This is a genomic window from Delftia sp. SD018, assembly GCF_017355445.1.
Classification (GTDB): Bacteria; Pseudomonadota; Gammaproteobacteria; order Burkholderiales; family Burkholderiaceae_C; genus Comamonas; species Comamonas acidovorans.
Map to the genome: position 1 here is coordinate 176951 of NZ_JADDRN010000004.1, position 19157 is coordinate 196107.

The window sequence follows — 19157 nt, forward strand, 5'->3', positions numbered from 1 at the left end:
CACACGCACCTGCAAGGCCACCCCCTTTTGGGGAATGGCCTTGCCGGGCATTACTGCTGCTGTTGCTGTTGCTGCTCGCCCTCGGCAGCCGGACGGCCGCCGTCACGGGGCTCGCGGGGTTCACGCGGCTCGCGGAACTCGCGCTGCTGGCGGGGCTCACGCGGCTGGCGGAACTCACGCTCGGCAGGCGCGGGGCGCTCGCTGCGCTCCATGCCGGCAGGACGCTCGGTCAGCGCCTTCAGCGACAGCTTGACACGACCCTTTTCGTCGGTCTCCATGACCTTGACCTTGATGATCTGGCCTTCCTGCAGGTAGTCGGCGACGCGCTCCACGCGCTCGTGAGCAATCTGGCTGATGTGCAGCAGACCGTCCTTGCCGGGCAGCAGGTTCACGAGAGCACCGAAGTCCAGGATCTTGGTGACCGGGCCTTCGTAGATCTTGCCGATTTCGACTTCGGCCGTGATCTCTTCGATGCGGCGCTTGGCTTCGTCGGCCTTGGCGGCATCGCTGGAAGCGATGGTGATGGTGCCGTCTTCGCCGATGTCGATCTGCGTGCCGGTCTCTTCGGTCAGCGCACGGATGGTGGAGCCGCCCTTGCCGATCACGTCACGGATCTTCTCGGGGTTGATCTTCATCGTGTACAGCTTGGGAGCGAAGGACGAGATCTCGGCCTTGGCTTCGCCCATGGCTTCCTGCATCTTGCCCAGGATGTGCATGCGCGCTTCCTTGGCCTGGGCCAGGGCGACCTGCATGATTTCCTTGGTGATGCCCTGGATCTTGATGTCCATCTGCAGTGCGGTGATGCCGCTGGTGGTGCCAGCCACCTTGAAGTCCATGTCGCCCAGATGATCTTCATCACCCAGGATGTCGGTCAGCACGGCGAAGCGGTTGTCTTCCTTGATCAGGCCCATGGCGATGCCGGCCACGTGGGCCTTCATCGGAACGCCTGCATCCATCATCGACAGGCAGCCGCCGCAGACCGAAGCCATGGACGAGGAGCCGTTGGACTCGGTGATTTCCGACACCACGCGGATGGTGTAGGGGAATTCTTCCTTGCTGGGCAGGCAGGCCGCCAGGGCGCGCTTGGCCAGACGGCCGTGGCCGATTTCGCGACGCTTGGTCGAGCCCATGCGGCCCACTTCGCCGGTGGCAAAGGGAGGCATGTTGTAGTGGAACAGGAAGCGGTCCTCGAACTCGCCAGCCAGCGCGTCGATGCGCTGCGCGTCGCGCTCGGTGCCCAGCGTGGACACGACCAGGGCCTGCGTCTCGCCGCGCGTGAACAGGGCCGAGCCGTGCGTGCGGGGCAGCACGGAGTTGCGGATTTCGATGGGGCGCACGGTGCGCGTGTCACGGCCGTCGATGCGCGGCTCGCCGGCCAGGATCTGGCTGCGAACGATGCGTGCCTCGATGTCGAACAGCATGCCTTCGACCTTGACGCCGTCGAACTCCACGCCCTGGGCCGTCAGGCCAGCCTTCACGGCGGCGTAGGCTTCGCGGCAGGCTTGCGTGCGGCTTTGCTTGTTGCGGATCTGGTAGGCCGTGCGCAGGGCTTCGTCACCCAGTGCAGCCACCTTGGCGATCAGCTCTTCATCCTTGGCGGGAGCAACCCAGTCCCAGACGGGCTTGCCGGCTTCGCGCACCAGCTCGTGGATGGCGTCGATGGCGATGCGGCCTTGCTCGTGGCCAAAGACCACGGCGCCCAGCATCACGTCTTCAGGCAGTTGCTGCGCTTCGGACTCCACCATCAGCACGGCGGCTTCGGTGCCGGCCACGACCAGATCCATCTGCGAATCCTTGCGCTGGGTCTGGCCGGGGTTGAGCACGTACTCGCCATTGATGTAGCCCACGCGGGCGGCACCGATGGGACCGTTGAACGGAATGCCCGACACGGACAGGGCAGCCGAGGTGGCGATCAGGGCGGCGATGTCGGCATCGACTTCGGGGTTCAGCGACACGGTGTGGATGACCACGTGCACGTCGTTGTAGAAACCTTCGGGGAACAGCGGGCGGATCGGGCGGTCGATCAGGCGGCTGGTCAGGGTTTCGAGTTCGCTGGGCTTGGCTTCGCGCTTGAAGAAGCTGCCGGGGATCTTGCCTGCGGCGTAGGTCTTCTCGATGTAATCGACGGTCAGCGGGAAGAAGTCCTGGCCGGACTTGGCCTGCTTGGACGCCACCACGGTGGCCAGCACCACGGTGTCATCGATGTTGACCAGCACGGCGCCGGAAGCCTGGCGGGCGATCTCGCCGGTTTCCATGGTGACCGTGTGCTGGCCCCACTGGAAGGTCTTGGTGACTTTGTTGAAGATGGACATTGTTGCTCCTTTGGAATGGGTGGACCGATGCACTCATCGGGCCATGATGGAGAGCAATTCAGAACACGATGCCATTCCAGTGCTGGATTCACTGCTATCAAATCAGCAGCATTGGAATGACACAGCTTCGCTCTGTCTTGCATTCTCCGAAGTAAAAAACGCCTGAGCTAGACAGGCTAACTCAGGCGTTTTGATCTCCCACCGTGCTTACTTGCGCAGGCCCAGCTTGGCGATCAGTGCGGTGTAGCGATCAGCGTCCTTGGACTTGAGGTAGTCCAGCAGCTTGCGACGACGGCTCACCATGCGCAGCAGGCCGCGACGACCGTGGTGGTCCTTGGCGTGTTGCTTGAAGTGAGGGGTCAGCTCGTTGATGCGTGCGGTCAGCAGGGCCACTTGCACTTCTGGGCTGCCAGTATCGTTGGCAGAGCGTGCGTTGGACTTGACGACTTCAGCCTTCACGGAAGATGCGATCATTTTTTTTCCTTTGAAATTGGCCCCTCACAGACAAAAGCAGGGAGGCAGCCTTGGTTACTTGCGCCGGGACTGGAAAGGCCCCGACGTGCGTCTTGCACCATGCAAAACCCTGGGATTATAACAAGCGCGCCCAGTCCAGCATCCACACATGCTTTGTGACCCCATGCCATGTCGGCCGACAGCCCGCCCAGAATGCCGCGAAACCTGCAGACATTCATAGATCACGGGAGGGCAACACCATGGCGACGCGTTTTTCATTCACTGCTGCAACCTGGCGCGCACATCGGCAGCAATGCACCCTGCTCTGCCTGGTCGCGGCCCTATGCCTGGCCCTGCCGGCCCAGGCGAGCCCTGACCGCTCCGACACATCGGCTGCGCAAGGCGCCAAGCGCAAAAAAGGCGGACAGCGAGTCCGTATTCCAACCCAGCGCAGCAGTTCCGAGGAATCGCCCGAACAACGCGACAAGCGGCTGTACCGCGAATGCCAGGGCCGGCACAACGCCGGGGCATGCGCCGGATATACCCGGCCGCCACCCGGCAGACAGCAGCGCTGAGCGTTCCCCCAACAAAAACAGTCCTACCCCGGAGTCCAATAGTGCAAAGCCGGCAACTCCTTGTCACCATTGGATTTTTTGACGCATCGTCATGCCGAATGACCCTGCACCAACGGCACGACTCCTAATTATTGAGGACAGAAACAGATTTGTCTGAAAGACATGTATGAACAACCCCAATAGATTGAGCGGCACGCAAAAACAACCAGCGCTTCGCAAGCAGATCGACGGGGAGGGATTCAAGACATGTCATCGACCTGGCCTCAGGCCCACCCGGGCGCAAAAGGCTTCACGGCCATCGAGTTGATGGTGGTCGTCGCCATCCTCGCCGTGCTCACCACGCTGGCAGCACCCAGCTTCCACCTCATCATCGAGCGATGGCGCGTTCGCCAGACCGTGGAGGGCCTGCAGTCGACGCTGCAATACGCGCGCTCCGAAGCCGTCCGGCGCGGGGGCGGCGTCTTCATCCAGAAACTGCCCCAAGGCACCAACGGCTGCACTCTGGCTGCACGTCACGCGGACTGGGGCTGTGGCTGGGTAGTGTTCGTTGACCGCAATGGCAACAAGCGCTGGGATCCCCGGGAAGAACTACAGCGCTTCGACACTCCCGCTCGCACCCTTGTCATCCGCTCCAGATCCGCCGCCATCATCAGTGTGGACCGATGGGGACAAATGGGTGGATTCACGGCCATGGGCTTCGCTGTCGCCCCGTCTTCCGCCGGCCTCGTCTCTGCTGCAGCGAAAGGCATCTGCGTTTCGTCCGGCGGACGCATCCGGGTGGTCGGCCGGGAGGGCATTCCATGCGCCTGACAAGTACCCACGCTCGGCACGCCAAAGGCTTCACCCTGATCGAAACCCTGGTTGCCACCGTCGTCACGGCCTTGGGTGTTCTGGGAATCCTGAGCCTGCAGATGCGCACCCTGGCCGACACCCAAAGCGGCGTGCGCCGCGCTCAGGCCATCCGGCTGATCGAAGACTTCAGCGAGCGCACCCACGCCAATCCCAACTCCCTCGGGCAGATGGGCAACTACGAATCCGATTGGGATCACACCCCTGAATCCACCGCCGACTGCAGCGCCACACCATGCGACCCGGAAACGCTGGCCAGCTACAACCTCGCGCTGTGGAAGGCTTCCGTGCACCAACTGCTGCCAGGCGGAGCCGCCAAGGTCTTCCCTGCAGCAGACGACACCAGCAACGGACGCCACCTGGGCATCGTGATCAGCTGGCGTGAAAACGAGAAATCCAGCAAAGCCGGCTACAAAAAACCCATCGGACTCCATAGCGATGGCACACACGGCGACGAAGCCATGGCCTGCCCCACCGGCAGAACCTGCCACCTGCAATACATAGCGCTCAGCGCTCGTTGCGCGCCATATCTTGCCAACAACGCAGTCCAGTTCTTCTGCGCAAGCCCATGAAGCACACCCACATCGCCGCCGCAACGCTGGTGCAGCCTGGTCAACGGGGCCTGAGCCTGGTCGAACTGCTGGTGGGCCTTCTCCTGGGACTGTTGATCATCGGCGTGGCCCTGGGCGCACTCATGGCATCACGCGCCGTCTCCGGCACCGTCAGCGATGCCAGCCAGCTGCAGCAGCAGGCATCCCACATCTTCCGCGTCATGGGCCGGCAGATCCGGCAGGCAGGATCTCTTCGGCTGCTTCTCTCGTCTGCAAAAAAGGGAACAGACACCGTTGACGTGGCGGACCCCGTTGCATTCGAGGCGAGCGCACAAGATTTCGACCCTGCGCACGACACCATCCTGGGCCTTGATGCGCCAGGCCGCGCTCAATACAAGCTCACCGTGGGCTACAGCAACTACACGCAACCGCTGCACGGCTCGGCCATCGAAACCTCACTGCAGCGCAATTGCCTGGGCCAGACCAACAGCAACAACCTGATCCTGAGCCGCTTTGCGCTGGACGCCCGCAAAAACACCCTGCGCTGCACCGGAGCACCCTCTGCGGGAGCCCAGCCACTGGCCCAGAACGTTGCCAACTTCCAGGTGCGCTATCTGATCCAGTCGCCGAAAGGTGATGCACGCCTGCAGTACGTCAACGCAGCCGCCGTGGGCCAGGACTGGTCACGCGTCGTTGCCGCGGAGGTCTGTCTGGTGCTTTTCGGGATCGAAGTCATCAACATGCCCGCCGACAGCCGCTACACCGATTGCGCAAGCAGTGACGGCACAGCCGAATCCATCGACATGACCACGCTGCCGGCGCCCAGGACCCGGCGCCTGCACATGGTCTTTCGCAGCGTGTATCAGTTGCGCAGCCAGGGGATGGCTGGATGACCGCCAAAGCAGCAGGCATGCGGCATGCCCACACCTGTGCCGCGCAGCGTCAGAAAGGCGTCGCACTGTTCATCGTGATCACCCTGGTCATGCTTTCCATGCTGGTGGCACTTTGGGCATCGCGCAGCGCCCTGTTCAACGAGATGTTCGTGGGCAACGATGCCGACTACCAACGCGCCCTCGAAGCTGCACAGGCATTGCTGCAGGATGCCGAACTGGACATTCGAGGCGAACAGGCCAACGGCGCCGCCTGCATCGCCAACAGCAGCCAGCCATCCGTCTGCCGCAACGCTGCAACCATCATCCAGTTTCCCCAGGAAACCCAGCAGGTAGGTCTGCTGCTGGCCAACCTGAACCGAGCCACTCCCACAAGCTGCCGAGACGCCCTGTGCACCAAGCGCACAGGGCCTCAGGACTTCTGGAACAACGTGGACGAGACCAAAGGGATCACGCTGAGCCAGATGACCGCCCCCGATGTAGCCGCACGCTACGGCCAGTTCACGGGCGCCATTTCTGAGGGCAAGAGCAATCCCATCCTGGCAAGCCGTGAGACAGGAAAGGGGGGTTGGTACTGGATAGAGATCCTGCCCTATGACGCCAACGCAGGGAACTCAGGTCTCATCGCAAACGACTCACCCCGTCTGGCCCTCTACATGCAGCCCCAGGTGATCTATCGCATCACAGCCATCGCTCACGGCCGCAAGAACGCCACCCAGGTGGTGCTGCAACAGACCTATGTCCGCCAGAAGCGCCGCGACTGATTCAGAACGTCTGACATGCCTTATCTCATCCATCCTGGGCTCCGCCCCCTCCTGCTGCCAGCCGTGATCGCCGCAGTCCTGGCCGCGCAAAACAGCCAGGCCCAACGTTTCTCTGAGGCAGGCACGCCAGCTTCCCCGGCGCAGAGAGAAGACAAAGAATTTGCCACGCCCATTGAAGACTGCCTGACAGGCCAGCCAGCCAATGCCAAGGGCCGCAGCAGCTCCGCCACGTCCAACGGCAGCGTGATTGCACAGGCAGGCGTGGACATATTCACGGCCCGCTACAGTGCCAAAGCTGCCTGGAGCGGCTGGATCAACGCAGAAACGGTCCAAGCCGACGGGAGCATCACCGCAGCAGCCGGCTGGCAAGGCAAAAGCACGGCTGACCACCTGGATGCACTCAGTGATCAACAGGTACTCAATGAGCGCCTGATCCTGACGTGGAGTGACAGACTGCAAAGGGGCGTGTCCTTCCAATGGCATGCGCTGGACCGCCCACAGAAGGCCTCTTTCAGCGTCGATGCCGAAGGCAGGGCAGACAAACTGGGCAAGCACAGGTTCAACTTCATACGTGGCGACCGCCGCATGGAAGCTGCGGGACAACCGCCGCGCCCTGACCCAGCCCACCCTTTTCGCCAACGCGGCTCGCGCCAGGGCGATATCGTCAACTCCCAGATCTGGCACACCGGCCACCCCGTGGACAACTCGCCTTTGCCGGGCTACGCGGCCTATGCGCTCGCCCAGCAGAAGCGCCAGCCCATGATTTACGTGGGCGGCAACGACGGCATGCTGCACGGCTTTTCTGCCACTGACGGCAGCGAGAAGATCGCCTACATCCCCCGTGGCGTGATTTCGGGGCTGGCACGCCTTTCCGATCTCGATTACGACACCCGGCATCGCTACTTCGTGGACGGCTCTGCCATGAGCGGCGACATCAACTCAGGCAGCCATGCATCCCCGCAATGGCGCACCGTGCTGGCAGGCATGCCGGGCGCCGGTGCCAAAGGCTACTTTGTGCTGGACATCACGCACCCAGAGGCTTTCAACGAGCACGGCGCCGGCACGCTGGTCCTGCTGGACCGCACCCAGACCCGCAACAGCGATCCCGGTGACTGCGCCATCTCCGCCGACCTCTGGCAGCGCACCACTTGCCAGGAAGACAAGGACCTGGGCCATATCCTTGCGGCCCCCGTGCGGGACGATGCCAACCCGCAACGCAGCATCCAGATCACGCAGTTGAACAACAACCGCTGGGCTCTGGTGACGGGCAACGGTTACCACAGCATCAACCAGCGACCCGTGCTGCTGATCCAGTACCTCGATGGCAACCAGGAGTTGCTGCGCATCGTGGCCACAGGCGACATCCCCACCGGCACCACACCGGATACCACCAACAATGGGCTCTCTGCCCCACGCCTCGTGGACATCAATGGCGATGGCCGGCCCGACGTGGTCTATGCGGGCGACCTCCAGGGCAATCTGTGGAAATTCATCATCGCCAGCGATGCCTCCTCCGCTTGGGGCATGGCCTTCAACGGACGGCCGCTGTACACCGCCATGGGTGGCAGTTCGCCAACAGCCTCTCCCGCGCTGCGCCAGCCTATTACCGCCCCTGCGTCCGTGCGCGCCAATGACCGGTACAGCGTCACCACAGAACCTTCGGGAAGCGATGAACGCGTGACTGTGGGCGGCATGCTGGTGGCATTCGGCACAGGACGCAACATCACCCAGCAAGACACTGGCAGCACGGCGGTGCAGAGCATCTATTCCATCCTCGACAACACCCGCTACAAGCTGCTCGCGGACGGCCGGGTACAGCCTTGCACGGGTGACTCGGACTCTGAGTGCAAGCGGCCTGCAGGGGAGCGTCCAGCCCCTGTATCCGGCATCGGTGAGCTGGCCAAACGCTCGGTGAACACTCAGACGCAAGGGATCGTAGGCCGTGGCGCCTGGCGAGTGGACTCCACCACCGACCTCGACTGGACGCGGCACAAAGGCTGGTACATGGACCTTCCCCTGTCAGGCGAGCGCCTGCTCAAGCCGATGAGCTTCTACGACGGCAGCAACCTCCTCGCGATCTACAGCCAGATACCCGCCAGATCCTCCAGGCGTCCTGGTGAAGCCATGAGCCGCTCCGCTGACACCTGCAATGTGAGCGAGGAAAGCCAATTTCTGACGCTCATGAACATCATGGATGGCAAGCGGTCCAGTGTTCCATTGATGGACAGCAACGGCGACGGCGTCTACGACACGGCGGATCAGGAAGCCTCGCGCGCAACCGTCTCCGGGGGATCCCAGACATTGCTCAAAAAAGGCCATCACGCCATTGGCTACGACACCGATGGCCGCCGCAACGTCCTCGCCCGCATGCCCGAGCAATCCCTGCGCCCCAGCTGGCGCCAAATGAAATGAGCCGCACAATGCGCCGCCCTCAATCCCCGGGCTTCACACTCATTTCACACTCATAGAACTCATGATCGTCGTGGCCGTCATAGTCATCCTCGGCACCGTCGCCGTGCCCAGCTACAACGAATACATCCGAGGAGTCCACCGCGCCGATGCACGCGCCGGCCTGCTGCAGGCCCAGCAATGGCTGGAGCGCGCAGCCACGGCTATGGGCGCCTATCCGACGACGCTGCCCGCAGAGATGACCTGGAGCAGCGATCCCGGCAAGCGCTACACCCTGGGCTTCGCAGCCGGCAACACCAACGCGGCCTATACGCTGGTGGCAACGCGTCGTGGCTCGCAGGCGGGCGACCGGTGTGGGGATTTCACGCTTATGCACACGGGCACGCGGGGACTGCAGGGAGATGGGATCGCGGTGACTGCGCCACTGGTGGCGGAGTGCTGGTAGATAGCTCGGCTGCTGTGCACGCGCCTTGCCGCCCCTGCACGTGTTCCTCTCTGCAACGGGTAATGCACGGCATTGCCCGCACCTGTCCAGTCTGACGGAAGCATTCCCGGACCATTCGTCCCAATCAAACCTCCATTCATCCAGGTTGCCCACCCTCGGTCCGCAGGCGCGACCTAGGATGCGCACATGTCCGCCTTGCCGCCAATCCACCGTGTACAAAGGCCCCTCGTCCATGGTTTCACCGCCATCGAATTGATGGTGACTATTGCCATCGTGGCCATACTCGCGGCCCTTGCCGCACCCAGTTTCAATCCGTTGCTGCAGCGCTGGCGCGTTCGCAACGGCACGGAAGCCATGGTCAGCGCCCTTTACTTCGCGCGCTCCGAAGCCCTCAAGCGCGGGGGCAACATCCAGATCAAAAAGACACCCGACAGTACCGATGGCTGCACACAGGCTCCCACCAACGAGGATTGGGGCTGCGGATGGGGGGTCTACAGCGCAGACGACAGCGGCACGCTGACCTTGCTCCGATCCTTTGCCGTACCCACGCGCATACAGGTCAGCATCAAGGACAGCAGTGGCGCCATACAGATAGACCGCTGGGGTGCCGTGACGGGCGTGAGCGCTAAGGGCGTCAGCGTCACACCTGTCGGTGGTGACAACTCGTCCCCCGCTGCCCAGGGCATTTGCGTCGCTGCGGGCGGCCGAGTCAAAGTGATTGGAAACCCACCATGCTGAAGCACCGAAGTCACCGCCTGCAGCGGGGATTGAGCCTGCTGGAGTCATTAATCGCCATTCTCGTCATGGCCTTGGGCGTGCTCGGCATCCTCGGATTGCAGATGCGCACCTTGGCAGACACCCAGTCCAGCTTCCGCCGCACCCAGGCCATACGTCTGATAGAGGACCTCAGCGAACGAATACAGATCAATCCCGACGGATTGCGCAGCCTGAGCAGCTATGCCAGCGCCTGGAATGACAAAAATCTGACCGACCCGCAATGCACCGACTGCACTCCCGGTGCGCTGGCACAGCGCGACATCCTGGAGTGGAAGAAATCCGTTGCCAACACTCTGCCCAACGGGGACGCATCTGTCTTCCTAGCTGCAGACGAGACCAGCGATGGCAACCGTCGCCAACTGGGAGTGATGATCGCTTGGCGTGCCAATGAACGCGCGGCCAAGAAGAGCGACGGCACGGACGACTCCAGCTATGGCCAACCTCTCGCTCCGGCCGATACCGGCTCTGCCAATGTGTCATGTCCGTCCGGCGCCCTGTGCCATCTCCAGTACATCCAGCCGGTGGCGCGATGCATCCCCTTCTTGCAGGGAGATGCCAGCGCGCGGACCGTGTACTGCCCCTGAAACACCATGCACAGCCTCCGATACAACTCTTCCCGTGCCAAGCACCGCCAGCAGGGCCTGTCGCTGCTGGAACTCATGGTGGGCATCACCATCGGCCTGCTCACCATTGCCGTGGCGCTGGGCGCGCTCATGGCGACCCGTGGCATCTCGGGCACCGTCAGCGAGGCCAGCCAGATGCAGCAGCAGGCCGCCTACGCCTTCCGAGTGATCGGCATGCAACTGCGCCAGGCCGGCTCGGTCGAGCTCAACCTGGCCTATGGTCGCTCCAGGACCGACCAGGCAACCAATCTGCCTCAACCCATGGAGCCTGTGGTCTTCGAAGCCAACGTTGATCGCGCCAGCAAGACCCTGGCGGGCGTGGACAGCCCTGGCAGCAGCGAGTTCAAGCTCAGCACCGGCTACATGAACTACCAGGAGCTGAACTACGGATCTGACACTGCGGCATCCTTCTTTCGCAACTGCCTGGGTGAAGGCGCCTCAGACACATTGATAACGAGCCGTTTCGCCCTCAGAAGTGGGGAACTTGTCTGCAATGGCGGAGGCACCAATACCCAGCCCCTGATTTCGAATGTCAGCGATTTCCGCGTTACTTACTTGGTGCAGGACAACACGGGATCGAACGCGGCCTCTCCCTCCATGTCTTTCAAAACCGCCACCGAGGTCGGTGATGCGAACTGGTCCAAGGTGTTCGGCGTACAGGTCTGCCTTGAACTGACGGGCACAGAAAAAATCGACACCGTTGGCAGCAAATACACCAACTGTGCCGGTACGGCCACGGACCGTGGCAATAAATTGCGCATGGTATTTCGCAATACCTATCAGATACGCAGCCAGGGCAAGCCCGCATAGAAAATGAAAATCATCTACCCGCGCCCACGACACCAGCAGGGCATTGCCCTGTACACCGTGCTCATCATTGTCGTTTTGTCCATGCTGCTGGCGCTATGGGCTTCGCGCACGGCATGGTTCAGCGAAATCGTGCTGGGCAATGACGTGGACTACCAGCGCACGTTCGAGGCAGCTCAGGCTATGCTGCAGGACGCAGAGCAGGACATCCGAGGCGTGCAGCCCGACGGAAGCGCCTGCGTAGCCAATGCAGAAAAGCCCAATGCCTGCCGTGCAGGCATTCCAGTCTTCTTCATGGAAGAAGAACAGGACTTCACCAAGGTGATGACGACCATGGACAACGAACCTGCAAATGCCAGGTGTCTGTACGGAATCTGCCAGAAACGGGCTGGCAAACAGGACTTCTGGAACGACAAGGACACGGACGAGAGCAAAAATGCGCTGACATTGATGACGGGCTCCAATGCCGCAGGAATCCCTCGCGGGGCACGGTATGGAACCTATACAGGCGCCCAGACAGGCTCGAAAAGCAACCCCATTCTCAATATATCAGCCAGCGGCCAGGGAGCTTGGTATTGGGTGGAAGTCATGCAATACCATAAGATTGCGGCAGCCAACTTGATCAACAATAGTTCAACAACTCCAAACGACCGTGAAATCTGGAACCTGAATCTCAAGCCCTATATCGTGTATCGCGTGACCGCCATTGCGCGCGGGCTCAAACCAGGCACCCAGGTGGTCCTGCAATCCACCATTGCACGCCAGAAATTGGCAGATTGAATGGAAAGCATCATGAAGATCAACCAGCAAAAAAAACTTCTAGCAGTGCTGATAGGTTCCATCGGCGCCAGCTTTCCGGTTTGGAGTGATCAACTGACCTTGGTTCAGTTTCCTGCGGGATCGGCCAACAAGACACCTGCACCCAATGTAATTCTCTCGATCGACGACTCGGGAAGCATGAGCAACACAGATGGCACTTCGACAGCGCGCATTGATGCGCTAAAAAATGCACTGAAGGAAGTTTTTTCCTCCACAAATATTGCCGATGACTCGATCCGGCTTGCATACCAGTCGATGAACAAGTCGCCCGGCATACCCACGAATGGAGACCGCGCACTGAAATCTTTCTCGGGAACCCATCGCAGCACGTTCAACACCTGGGTCAACAACATCGCCCAGGGCGGTGGCACGCCTGGCCATATCATGGTGCGCAATGCCGGCGACTACCTGATGAAAACCGGTCTGGGCAAGGACAATCCCTGGGGCGAGAGGCCCAGTGAGAACGAGGGGACCGTTCTCGAGTGCCGACGTGCCTATCATGTCTTTATGACCGATGGAGGCTGGAACAGCAATGCAACCTCCACTAGTTCTCACGTCGACGGCAATCGCAGCACCGCTGGATATTACGCGGTAGGCGATGGCAATATAGATGGGAACTCTTTTTCACTGCCCGACGGTAAGCAATACACTGCCAACGGGAATGAGACAAAAATCTATTACGACCAATGGGGATTTCCCACTGTCAAAAACAGCAAGGGGAGCATAACCACATATGGATTGAATACACTGGCAGACCTGTCCTTCTACTATTGGGCAACCGACTTGCAGCCCGATATACAGAACAAACTTAACCCGCTGACCAGCAAATCAACGGATGAGACCTTCGGCACGGGCAGCAGCCAGAAAACCATTACCCCCTACTGGAACCCCAAAAACAATCCTGCGACATGGCAGCACATGATCACCTACACGATAGGTTTCGGTGCAACAGCTTCGAACTGGGGCTCGGTGAGCGATGCGCCTAAATGGGGCGGCGACACCTACAGCGGGGACTTTTCCAAGCTAATCCAGGGTGCGACCACCTGGCCAAGTCCTTTGTGCAGTGGCAACAATGCCTGCGATGGCGCCAGCAACTACAGCGCGCGTGAAAGCTATCGAACTGTCGAGCTCTGGCATATGGCCATCAATGGCCGCGGAAAATACTTCCCGGCCAAGGATCAAGCGGAACTGACCAAGGCTTTCCGCGATATTTTCAACACCATCAACGCCGACAACCAAACCCCCATCACCAGCGCGACCAATTCATCCGCCACCAACACGCGCACCGACAGCGCGGAATTCAGCGCAGGCTATGAAGCCAAGGGCTGGAAAGGCTATGTGCGCTCCGACACCATTGCCAAGACCACGGGCGAGCGCAGTGCCAATACTGGCTGGGGAGTCAAGGCTGGTGCTGCTTATCCCAATAACTACATCACCACGGCGGATAAGCTGGATGCCCTGAGCGAGGCCGATATCACCAGCCGCCTGATCGTGACCTACAACGACACCAGCAACCAGGGTGTCTCCTTTGAATGGGCCACCAACAACAACCTGCTCAGCAGCAGTCAGAAGGCCCTGCTCAACACGGATACCAGAGGCCAGGATAGGGTCAACTTCATCCGTGGCAGTCGTTTGCTTGAGGGCAATACCTCGAGCCTGCCATTTCGCGTTCGACCTTCACGCCAAGGCGATATTGTCAACTCCCAGGTGTGGTACACCGCTCAACCCGTCAGTAACTACAGCTACAAGGGATATACCGCTTTTGCAAAAAGTATGGCCAACCGTCTGCCCATGATCTATGTCGGGGGTAATGACGGAATGCTGCATGGATTCTCTGCCCTGACGGGCGCCGAAAAAATCGCCTATATCCCCAAGGGAGTGATTAGAAACCTGCCTGAACTCACCAAGCCGGCATACAACCACGTTTATTTTGTGGATGGATCACCCTTTACCGGAGACATCGACGTGGGCGACACCACCACGCCAGACTGGCGCACCGTGCTGGTCGGATCGCTGGGTGCGGGCGGCCGCGGATACTACGTGCTGGATGTCACCAAGCCGGGCAGCCCTGACGGGACGTCGACCAATGCCGTTGCCAACAACTTCACCAAGGCCAATGCCTCCAGCCTGACCCTGGTGGACAACACGGCCAGCCCTTTCGATGCCTATGACGTCAACACCATCAATGCAGACATAGGTCATATCTTCGCAACGCCAGTCACAGACGACACCGCCCCGCATTTCAGCAACCAAATCACATTGATGAATAACGGTCGCTGGGCCGTCGTCATGGGCAATGGCTACAACAGCATTAACGAACGCCCCGTTCTTCTGATCCAGTATCTGAGCGGCTCCGACCGCAGCGTCAAGACCATCGCCGCCGCCGTGCGCAGCAGCGAGCTGACCAATAACTCCACCGCCACCGCACGGTCCAATTCCACGGCCAATGGACTGTCCGCGCCACGTCTGGTGGACCTCAACGGTGACGGCTCGCCCGACATCGCCTATGCCGGAGACCTGAAAGGCAATCTCTGGAAATTCGATCTCAGTTCGGGAAATGCCAACAATTGGGGGGTTTCCCTGGACGGCAGCCCCCTGCACATAGCCAAGTATGTCCAGGCAGGTTCGAGCAGCCTTCAGCCCATCACCGTGGCACCCATCGTCAAAGTCAATTCTCGCGGTGTGCGCGGCATGATGGTCTCGTACGGCACCGGCCGCAGCATCACCGAAGCTGACCGGACGGACACTACGGTCCAGACCTTTTATTCCGTGCTGGACAATACGCAGTACAAGCTGGAGTCGGGCAAGATCGTGGTCGACACCAGCAGTGTCACGCCCGCGCCTGTGGGCGTCGGTACAGAGAATCTGCAGGCTCAGACTGTGGATACGACAAACATGGTGTCGGGCGCCGGTATTTATGCCAACCGGAAAATGTGGAACGTCAGCCAGAACGATGTGGATTTCACGGAGAAAAAGGGCTGGTATCTGAACTTTCCCGAAACGGGCGAACGCCTGCTGCAGCCGCTGTCTTTCTACGATGGCAGCAATATTGTCGAAGTCATATCCATCGTTCCCGGCTCGGGGGGCAGCATAGAGCAAGAATCCTGTGCACCGGCCTCCACGGATACCAAGAAGTTCCGGACATTCCTCAACATCATGGATGGCAAGCGGCCCAGCGTCAAAATCATCGACCAAAATGGCAATGGCGTATACGGCCAGACCTCCGATGCTGCGGTATCGCGCATCGACGCCTCCGTCACCGAAAGCAAGACCTTCAACAAGAACTCGGAAATCCGGCGCGGCTCGGATGGCAGGAATGACATCTTTCTGAAGATGCCGGAAACAGCCCTTCGTCCCAACTGGCGCCAGCTGCGCTAAGCCTCCCAGCCAACAGAGTCAGACCATGAAACCACACCGCGCCTCAGGCTTCACGCTCATTGAAGTCATGATTGTCGTAGCCATCATCGGCATTCTCGGCGCCATCGCCTTGCCCAGCTACAACACCTACGTGCTGCGCGGCTACCGTTCCGAGGGCAAAGCAGCGCTGCTGCAAGCCGCGCAATGGCTGGAACGCTCGGCCACCGCCACCGGAACGTATCCGCTGACCGCAGCCTTTCCCACATCTTTGACAACAATCCCCTCGGGTCGCTATACAGTCGGCATTACCTCTACTGATGGTGCCAGCTACACGCTGACTGCCACGGCCCAGGGAGCGCAAACAAAGGACAAATGCGGAAACCTCACCCTGAACCAAGCGGGCGTGCGCGGCGCGAACGGCAAGAAGCAGGGTGAAACAGGTTACGACCCCGACTGTTGGAACAAATAGGCCCCGCACAGGCGCTGCGTTACCATCCCAGGCACCATGACAAACACCGTGCCACACATGCACCAAGCGCTTGGGCTCGCCGCCCAGGCGCTTTTTCTTTCCTCTCCCAATCCGCGCGTGGGCTGCGTACTGGTGGCACCTGACGGCAGAGTCGTCGGCCAAGGGTTCACTCAGCAGGCTGGCGGCCCACATGCCGAAGTGATGGCACTGCGCGATGCCGAGGCCCGAGGCGAGGATGTGCGCGGAGCCACCGCCTATGTGACGCTGGAGCCTTGCTCGCACCAGGGCCGTACGGGTCCCTGCTGCGATGCCCTGATCGCCGCTGGCGTTGCCAAGGTGGTAGGCGCACTGACGGACCCCAATCCCCAGGTCGCCGGCCAAGGCTTCGCGCGCCTGCGCGCGGCAGGCGTGGATGTGGTGGTGGGGCCGGGTGCAGACGAGTCCCGGGAGCTGAACATCGGCTTCTTCAGCCGCATGCTGCGCGGCATACCGTGGGTGCGCATGAAGGCGGCCAGTTCCCTTGACGGGGCGACCGCGTTGCACAACGGCACCAGCCAATGGATCACATCCCCCGAGGCACGCGCCGATGGCCATGCCTGGCGTGCGAGGGCATGCACCATACTGACGGGCATAGGCACGGTGCTGGAAGATGATCCGCGCCTGAACGTGCGGGATGTGGCTACGCCGCGCCAGCCGCGCATCGCTGTTGTGGACAGCCGGCTGGACATGCCGCTCACCGCCCAGGTACTCCAGACCCCGGCCGGCTGCCTGATCTACACCAGCAGCCGGGATGCATCGAAAACCAGTGCACTGCAGGACCTGGGCGCGACCGTCATTCCCATGCCCAACGCGCACGGCAAGGTGGACCTGTGCGCCATGCTGCGTGACCTGGCGGCGCGCGGCACGAACGAGTTGCATGTGGAAGCCGGCTTCAAGCTCAATGGTTCGCTGGTACGCGAGGGGCTGGTCGATGAGCTGCTGCTGTACCTGGCCCCCAAGCTGCTGGGGACGGGTGGCATGGGCATCGCCAGTTTCGGGCCGCTGGACGCGTTGTCCGAGGCCATTGCATTGGCACTGCATGATGTGCAACGCATCGGGCCAGATCTGCGCGTTGTGGCCCGCGTTGTGGACCGCGCCAGCTTCTGACGCGAACAGCGGCTTCCTGGACCAGCGGCTGGCGCAGCCGTCCGACACCCGATTGACCGATCCTTGGGCCAAATCTTCGAATCATGTCCGGCGCTCGCAACTTACAGCCCCTTCCATCCACCAGCCTGTTTCGAGGCCTGCGGACCACGCTTGTCCTGCTGGTGTCCGCCGTGGTCTGCGGCTGCGCCAGTAGCTTGCCCTCCCAGGTCGATCGCCCCGTCACTGCAGCCTTGGAAGCCCCGCAAAGCACGCCATTGGGGTCTTTAGTTCAGCAATTGCGGCCTGCCAGCGTCAAGCCTCAAACCTCCGCCTTCACCCTACTGTCCGGTGCCCAGGCCGCCTATGGCGCCCGACTGGCACTGGTCGAGGGAGCGCAGCAGACGCTGGACCTGCAGTACTACGCCATCCATGCCGACGAGAGCACGCAGCGCCTGCTGCGCGGCGTGGTCGAGGCAGCACGGCGTGGCGTGCGCGTGCGCGTGCTGCTGGACGATTTCCACAGCACCGGCGCGAATGCGCAGGTCATGCGCCTGGCCTTTGTGCCAGGCATCGAGATGCGCATGTTCAACCCTCTGGCGGGCGCGCGCAGCTCGGCGCTGGGCCGGGCCTATACGCTGCTGACGGATTTCCAGCGGGCCCAGCAGCGCATGCACAACAAGCTGTTCATCGCCGACAACGCCATGGGCGTGATCGGCGGGCGCAATCTGGGCGATGCGTATTTCGATGCGGACAGCGCCAGCAATTTCGTGGACCTCGACGTGCTGGCGGCGGGGCCGGTGGTCGGCGATCTGTCACGCAGCTTCGACAGCTACTGGAACAACCAGCGCGCCTATCCCGTCCAGTCGCTGATCAGCCTCAAGGAGCTCAAGCAGTTGCGCGAGCGCTTTGCGGGCGATGATGACCAGGCGCAGGAGGAGGACCCCACGCCTGCCGTTCCCCCGAAGGAGGCAAAGGCAGATGACCAGACGGCCGAGCAGCGCCGGATCATCTGGGACCAGCAGCCCATGGATTTGCGAAAGGCTCGCTGGACCTGGGCATCGGCGGCCGTGCTGGTGGATGAGCCCGCCAAGATTCCGCTGGACAGGGATGACGGCCCGGGCTCCGGCACAAGCGCTGGCACGGATGCGGCCGCACAGGCCAGCCCCGCTCCGCACAGCCCGCAGGCCAAGCCTGCCGGCACGCTGCCCATGGGCCAGCCGGCTGGCGCCCTGCGCCAGGCGGCGCGTCCGGTGCTGGAGGCCGATTCGGTGGTCGATGGCCTGCTGGCTCTGGTGCGCAAGACCCGGCGCGATCTGCTGGTGGTCTCGCCCTACTTCGTGCCGGGCCCGGACATGATGGAGGCGTTTCGTGGCGCACGGCAACGCGGAGTGCGCGTGCGCATCCTGACCAATTCGCTGGCCTCCAACGATGCACCTTTGGCCCATGCCGGCTATGCGCGCCACCGCAAGGCGCTGCTGGAGATGGGCGTTGAACTCTACGAAATGCGCAGCACGGCGGCCAGCGTCCGCTCTGCATTCGGCTCGGGCAGCACGGGTGGCGGCGATCCTTCGGGTTCCACAGGCGCATCGCGTGCAATGCTGCACTCCAAGCTGCTGGTGGTGGACGGGCATTTGGTGGCAGTCGGCTCGATGAACCTGGATCTGCGCTCCCAGTTGCAGAACACCGAGATTGCCCTGCTCATCGCCAGCCGCGAGTTCGGCCGCCTGGCCACGCAAAGCATCGACGAGGGCCTGCAGGATGGCAGCTGGCGCGTCGAGCTCGACAAGGATGGCGAGCTGGTGTGGAGGGCTTCGGAAGACAGTGAGCGCGGTGACGAGCACAGCGAGCCCGATGCCAGCTGGGGCCTGCGCCTGATGCTCAAGCTCATTGGCCCGCTGGCGCCCGACCATCTGCTGTGACCGGCCGATCGCG

Annotated in this window: 17 protein-coding genes; 15 read left to right on the plus strand and 2 right to left on the minus strand. The window is 61.7% G+C overall.

Translation table 11 applies throughout. From position 1 onward, the window contains the following. Positions 1–50 precede the first annotated feature (50 nt). Entirely contained in the window at positions 51–2312 is a 2262-nt protein-coding gene (gene pnp / locus INR38_RS06805; protein WP_043819231.1) for a polyribonucleotide nucleotidyltransferase, read from the minus strand. Positions 2313–2519: 207 nt separating this feature from the next. Then, positions 2520–2786 carry a 30S ribosomal protein S15 gene (gene rpsO / locus INR38_RS06810; RefSeq protein ID WP_012206984.1) on the minus strand — a complete coding sequence of 89 codons (267 nt, stop codon included), beginning with the start codon at positions 2784–2786 and terminating at the stop codon, positions 2520–2522. 239 nt (positions 2787–3025) lie between these two features. Between rpsO and INR38_RS06815 the strand changes: the two genes are divergently transcribed. From INR38_RS06815 to INR38_RS06885, 15 genes are all read left to right on the plus strand, one after another. Next, positions 3026–3340, plus strand: a complete 315-nt coding sequence (locus tag INR38_RS06815; RefSeq protein ID WP_207441925.1) for a hypothetical protein — start codon at positions 3026–3028, stop codon at positions 3338–3340. A gap of 246 nt (positions 3341–3586) precedes the next feature. Further along, a complete protein-coding gene (locus INR38_RS06820; protein WP_097201575.1) occupies positions 3587–4150 on the plus strand; it encodes a GspH/FimT family pseudopilin in 564 nt (187 codons plus the stop codon). Beyond that, positions 4141–4761 carry a type IV pilus modification protein PilV gene (pilV, locus tag INR38_RS06825; protein WP_097201574.1) on the plus strand — a complete coding sequence of 207 codons (621 nt, stop codon included), beginning with the start codon at positions 4141–4143 and terminating at the stop codon, positions 4759–4761. Before INR38_RS06820 ends, pilV (INR38_RS06825) begins: the two co-directional genes overlap by 10 nt. Further along, positions 4758–5633 carry a PilW family protein gene (locus INR38_RS06830; RefSeq protein ID WP_207441926.1) on the plus strand — a complete coding sequence of 292 codons (876 nt, stop codon included), beginning with the start codon at positions 4758–4760 and terminating at the stop codon, positions 5631–5633. The genes pilV (INR38_RS06825) and INR38_RS06830 overlap by 4 nt, the downstream gene beginning before the upstream one ends. Next, positions 5630–6394, plus strand: coding sequence for a pilus assembly protein (locus INR38_RS06835; protein WP_207441927.1), 765 nt, complete (start codon positions 5630–5632; stop codon positions 6392–6394). Before INR38_RS06830 ends, INR38_RS06835 begins: the two co-directional genes overlap by 4 nt. A gap of 63 nt (positions 6395–6457) precedes the next feature. Next, the gene (locus INR38_RS06840; protein WP_347566753.1) at positions 6458–8806 is read left to right on the plus strand and encodes a PilC/PilY family type IV pilus protein; all 2349 of its coding nucleotides are present in this window, start codon (positions 6458–6460) and stop codon (positions 8804–8806) included. A 61-nt stretch (positions 8807–8867) separates the two neighbouring features. Beyond that, positions 8868–9248 (plus strand): type IV pilin protein, encoded by a 381-nt coding sequence (locus INR38_RS06845; RefSeq protein WP_207441929.1) that lies wholly within the window; start codon positions 8868–8870, stop codon positions 9246–9248. Between the two features lie 186 nt (positions 9249–9434). Further along, positions 9435–9986: a GspH/FimT family pseudopilin gene (locus INR38_RS06850; protein WP_097201569.1), complete on the plus strand. Its 552-nt coding sequence runs from the start codon at positions 9435–9437 to the stop codon at positions 9984–9986. Continuing rightward, a complete protein-coding gene (gene pilV / locus INR38_RS06855) occupies positions 9980–10609 on the plus strand; it encodes a type IV pilus modification protein PilV (protein ID WP_097201568.1) in 630 nt (209 codons plus the stop codon). The genes INR38_RS06850 and pilV (INR38_RS06855) overlap by 7 nt, the downstream gene beginning before the upstream one ends. Before the next feature lie 6 nt (positions 10610–10615). Further along, positions 10616–11458, plus strand: a complete 843-nt coding sequence (locus tag INR38_RS06860; protein WP_097201567.1) for a PilW family protein — start codon at positions 10616–10618, stop codon at positions 11456–11458. Between the two features lie 3 nt (positions 11459–11461). Continuing rightward, the gene (locus tag INR38_RS06865; protein WP_097201566.1) at positions 11462–12235 is read left to right on the plus strand and encodes a pilus assembly protein PilX; all 774 of its coding nucleotides are present in this window, start codon (positions 11462–11464) and stop codon (positions 12233–12235) included. Positions 12236–12247: 12 nt separating this feature from the next. Beyond that, a complete protein-coding gene (locus INR38_RS06870) occupies positions 12248–15652 on the plus strand; it encodes a PilC/PilY family type IV pilus protein (protein ID WP_185070476.1) in 3405 nt (1134 codons plus the stop codon). Between the two features lie 25 nt (positions 15653–15677). Further along, entirely contained in the window at positions 15678–16100 is a 423-nt protein-coding gene (locus INR38_RS06875; RefSeq protein ID WP_097201564.1) for a type IV pilin protein, read from the plus strand. Positions 16101–16136: 36 nt separating this feature from the next. Further along, entirely contained in the window at positions 16137–17246 is a 1110-nt protein-coding gene (gene ribD / locus INR38_RS06880; protein ID WP_207441930.1) for a bifunctional diaminohydroxyphosphoribosylaminopyrimidine deaminase/5-amino-6-(5-phosphoribosylamino)uracil reductase RibD, read from the plus strand. Positions 17247–17329: 83 nt separating this feature from the next. Then, positions 17330–19144, plus strand: a complete 1815-nt coding sequence (locus INR38_RS06885; RefSeq protein ID WP_207441932.1) for a phospholipase D family protein — start codon at positions 17330–17332, stop codon at positions 19142–19144. Positions 19145–19157 lie beyond the last annotated feature (13 nt).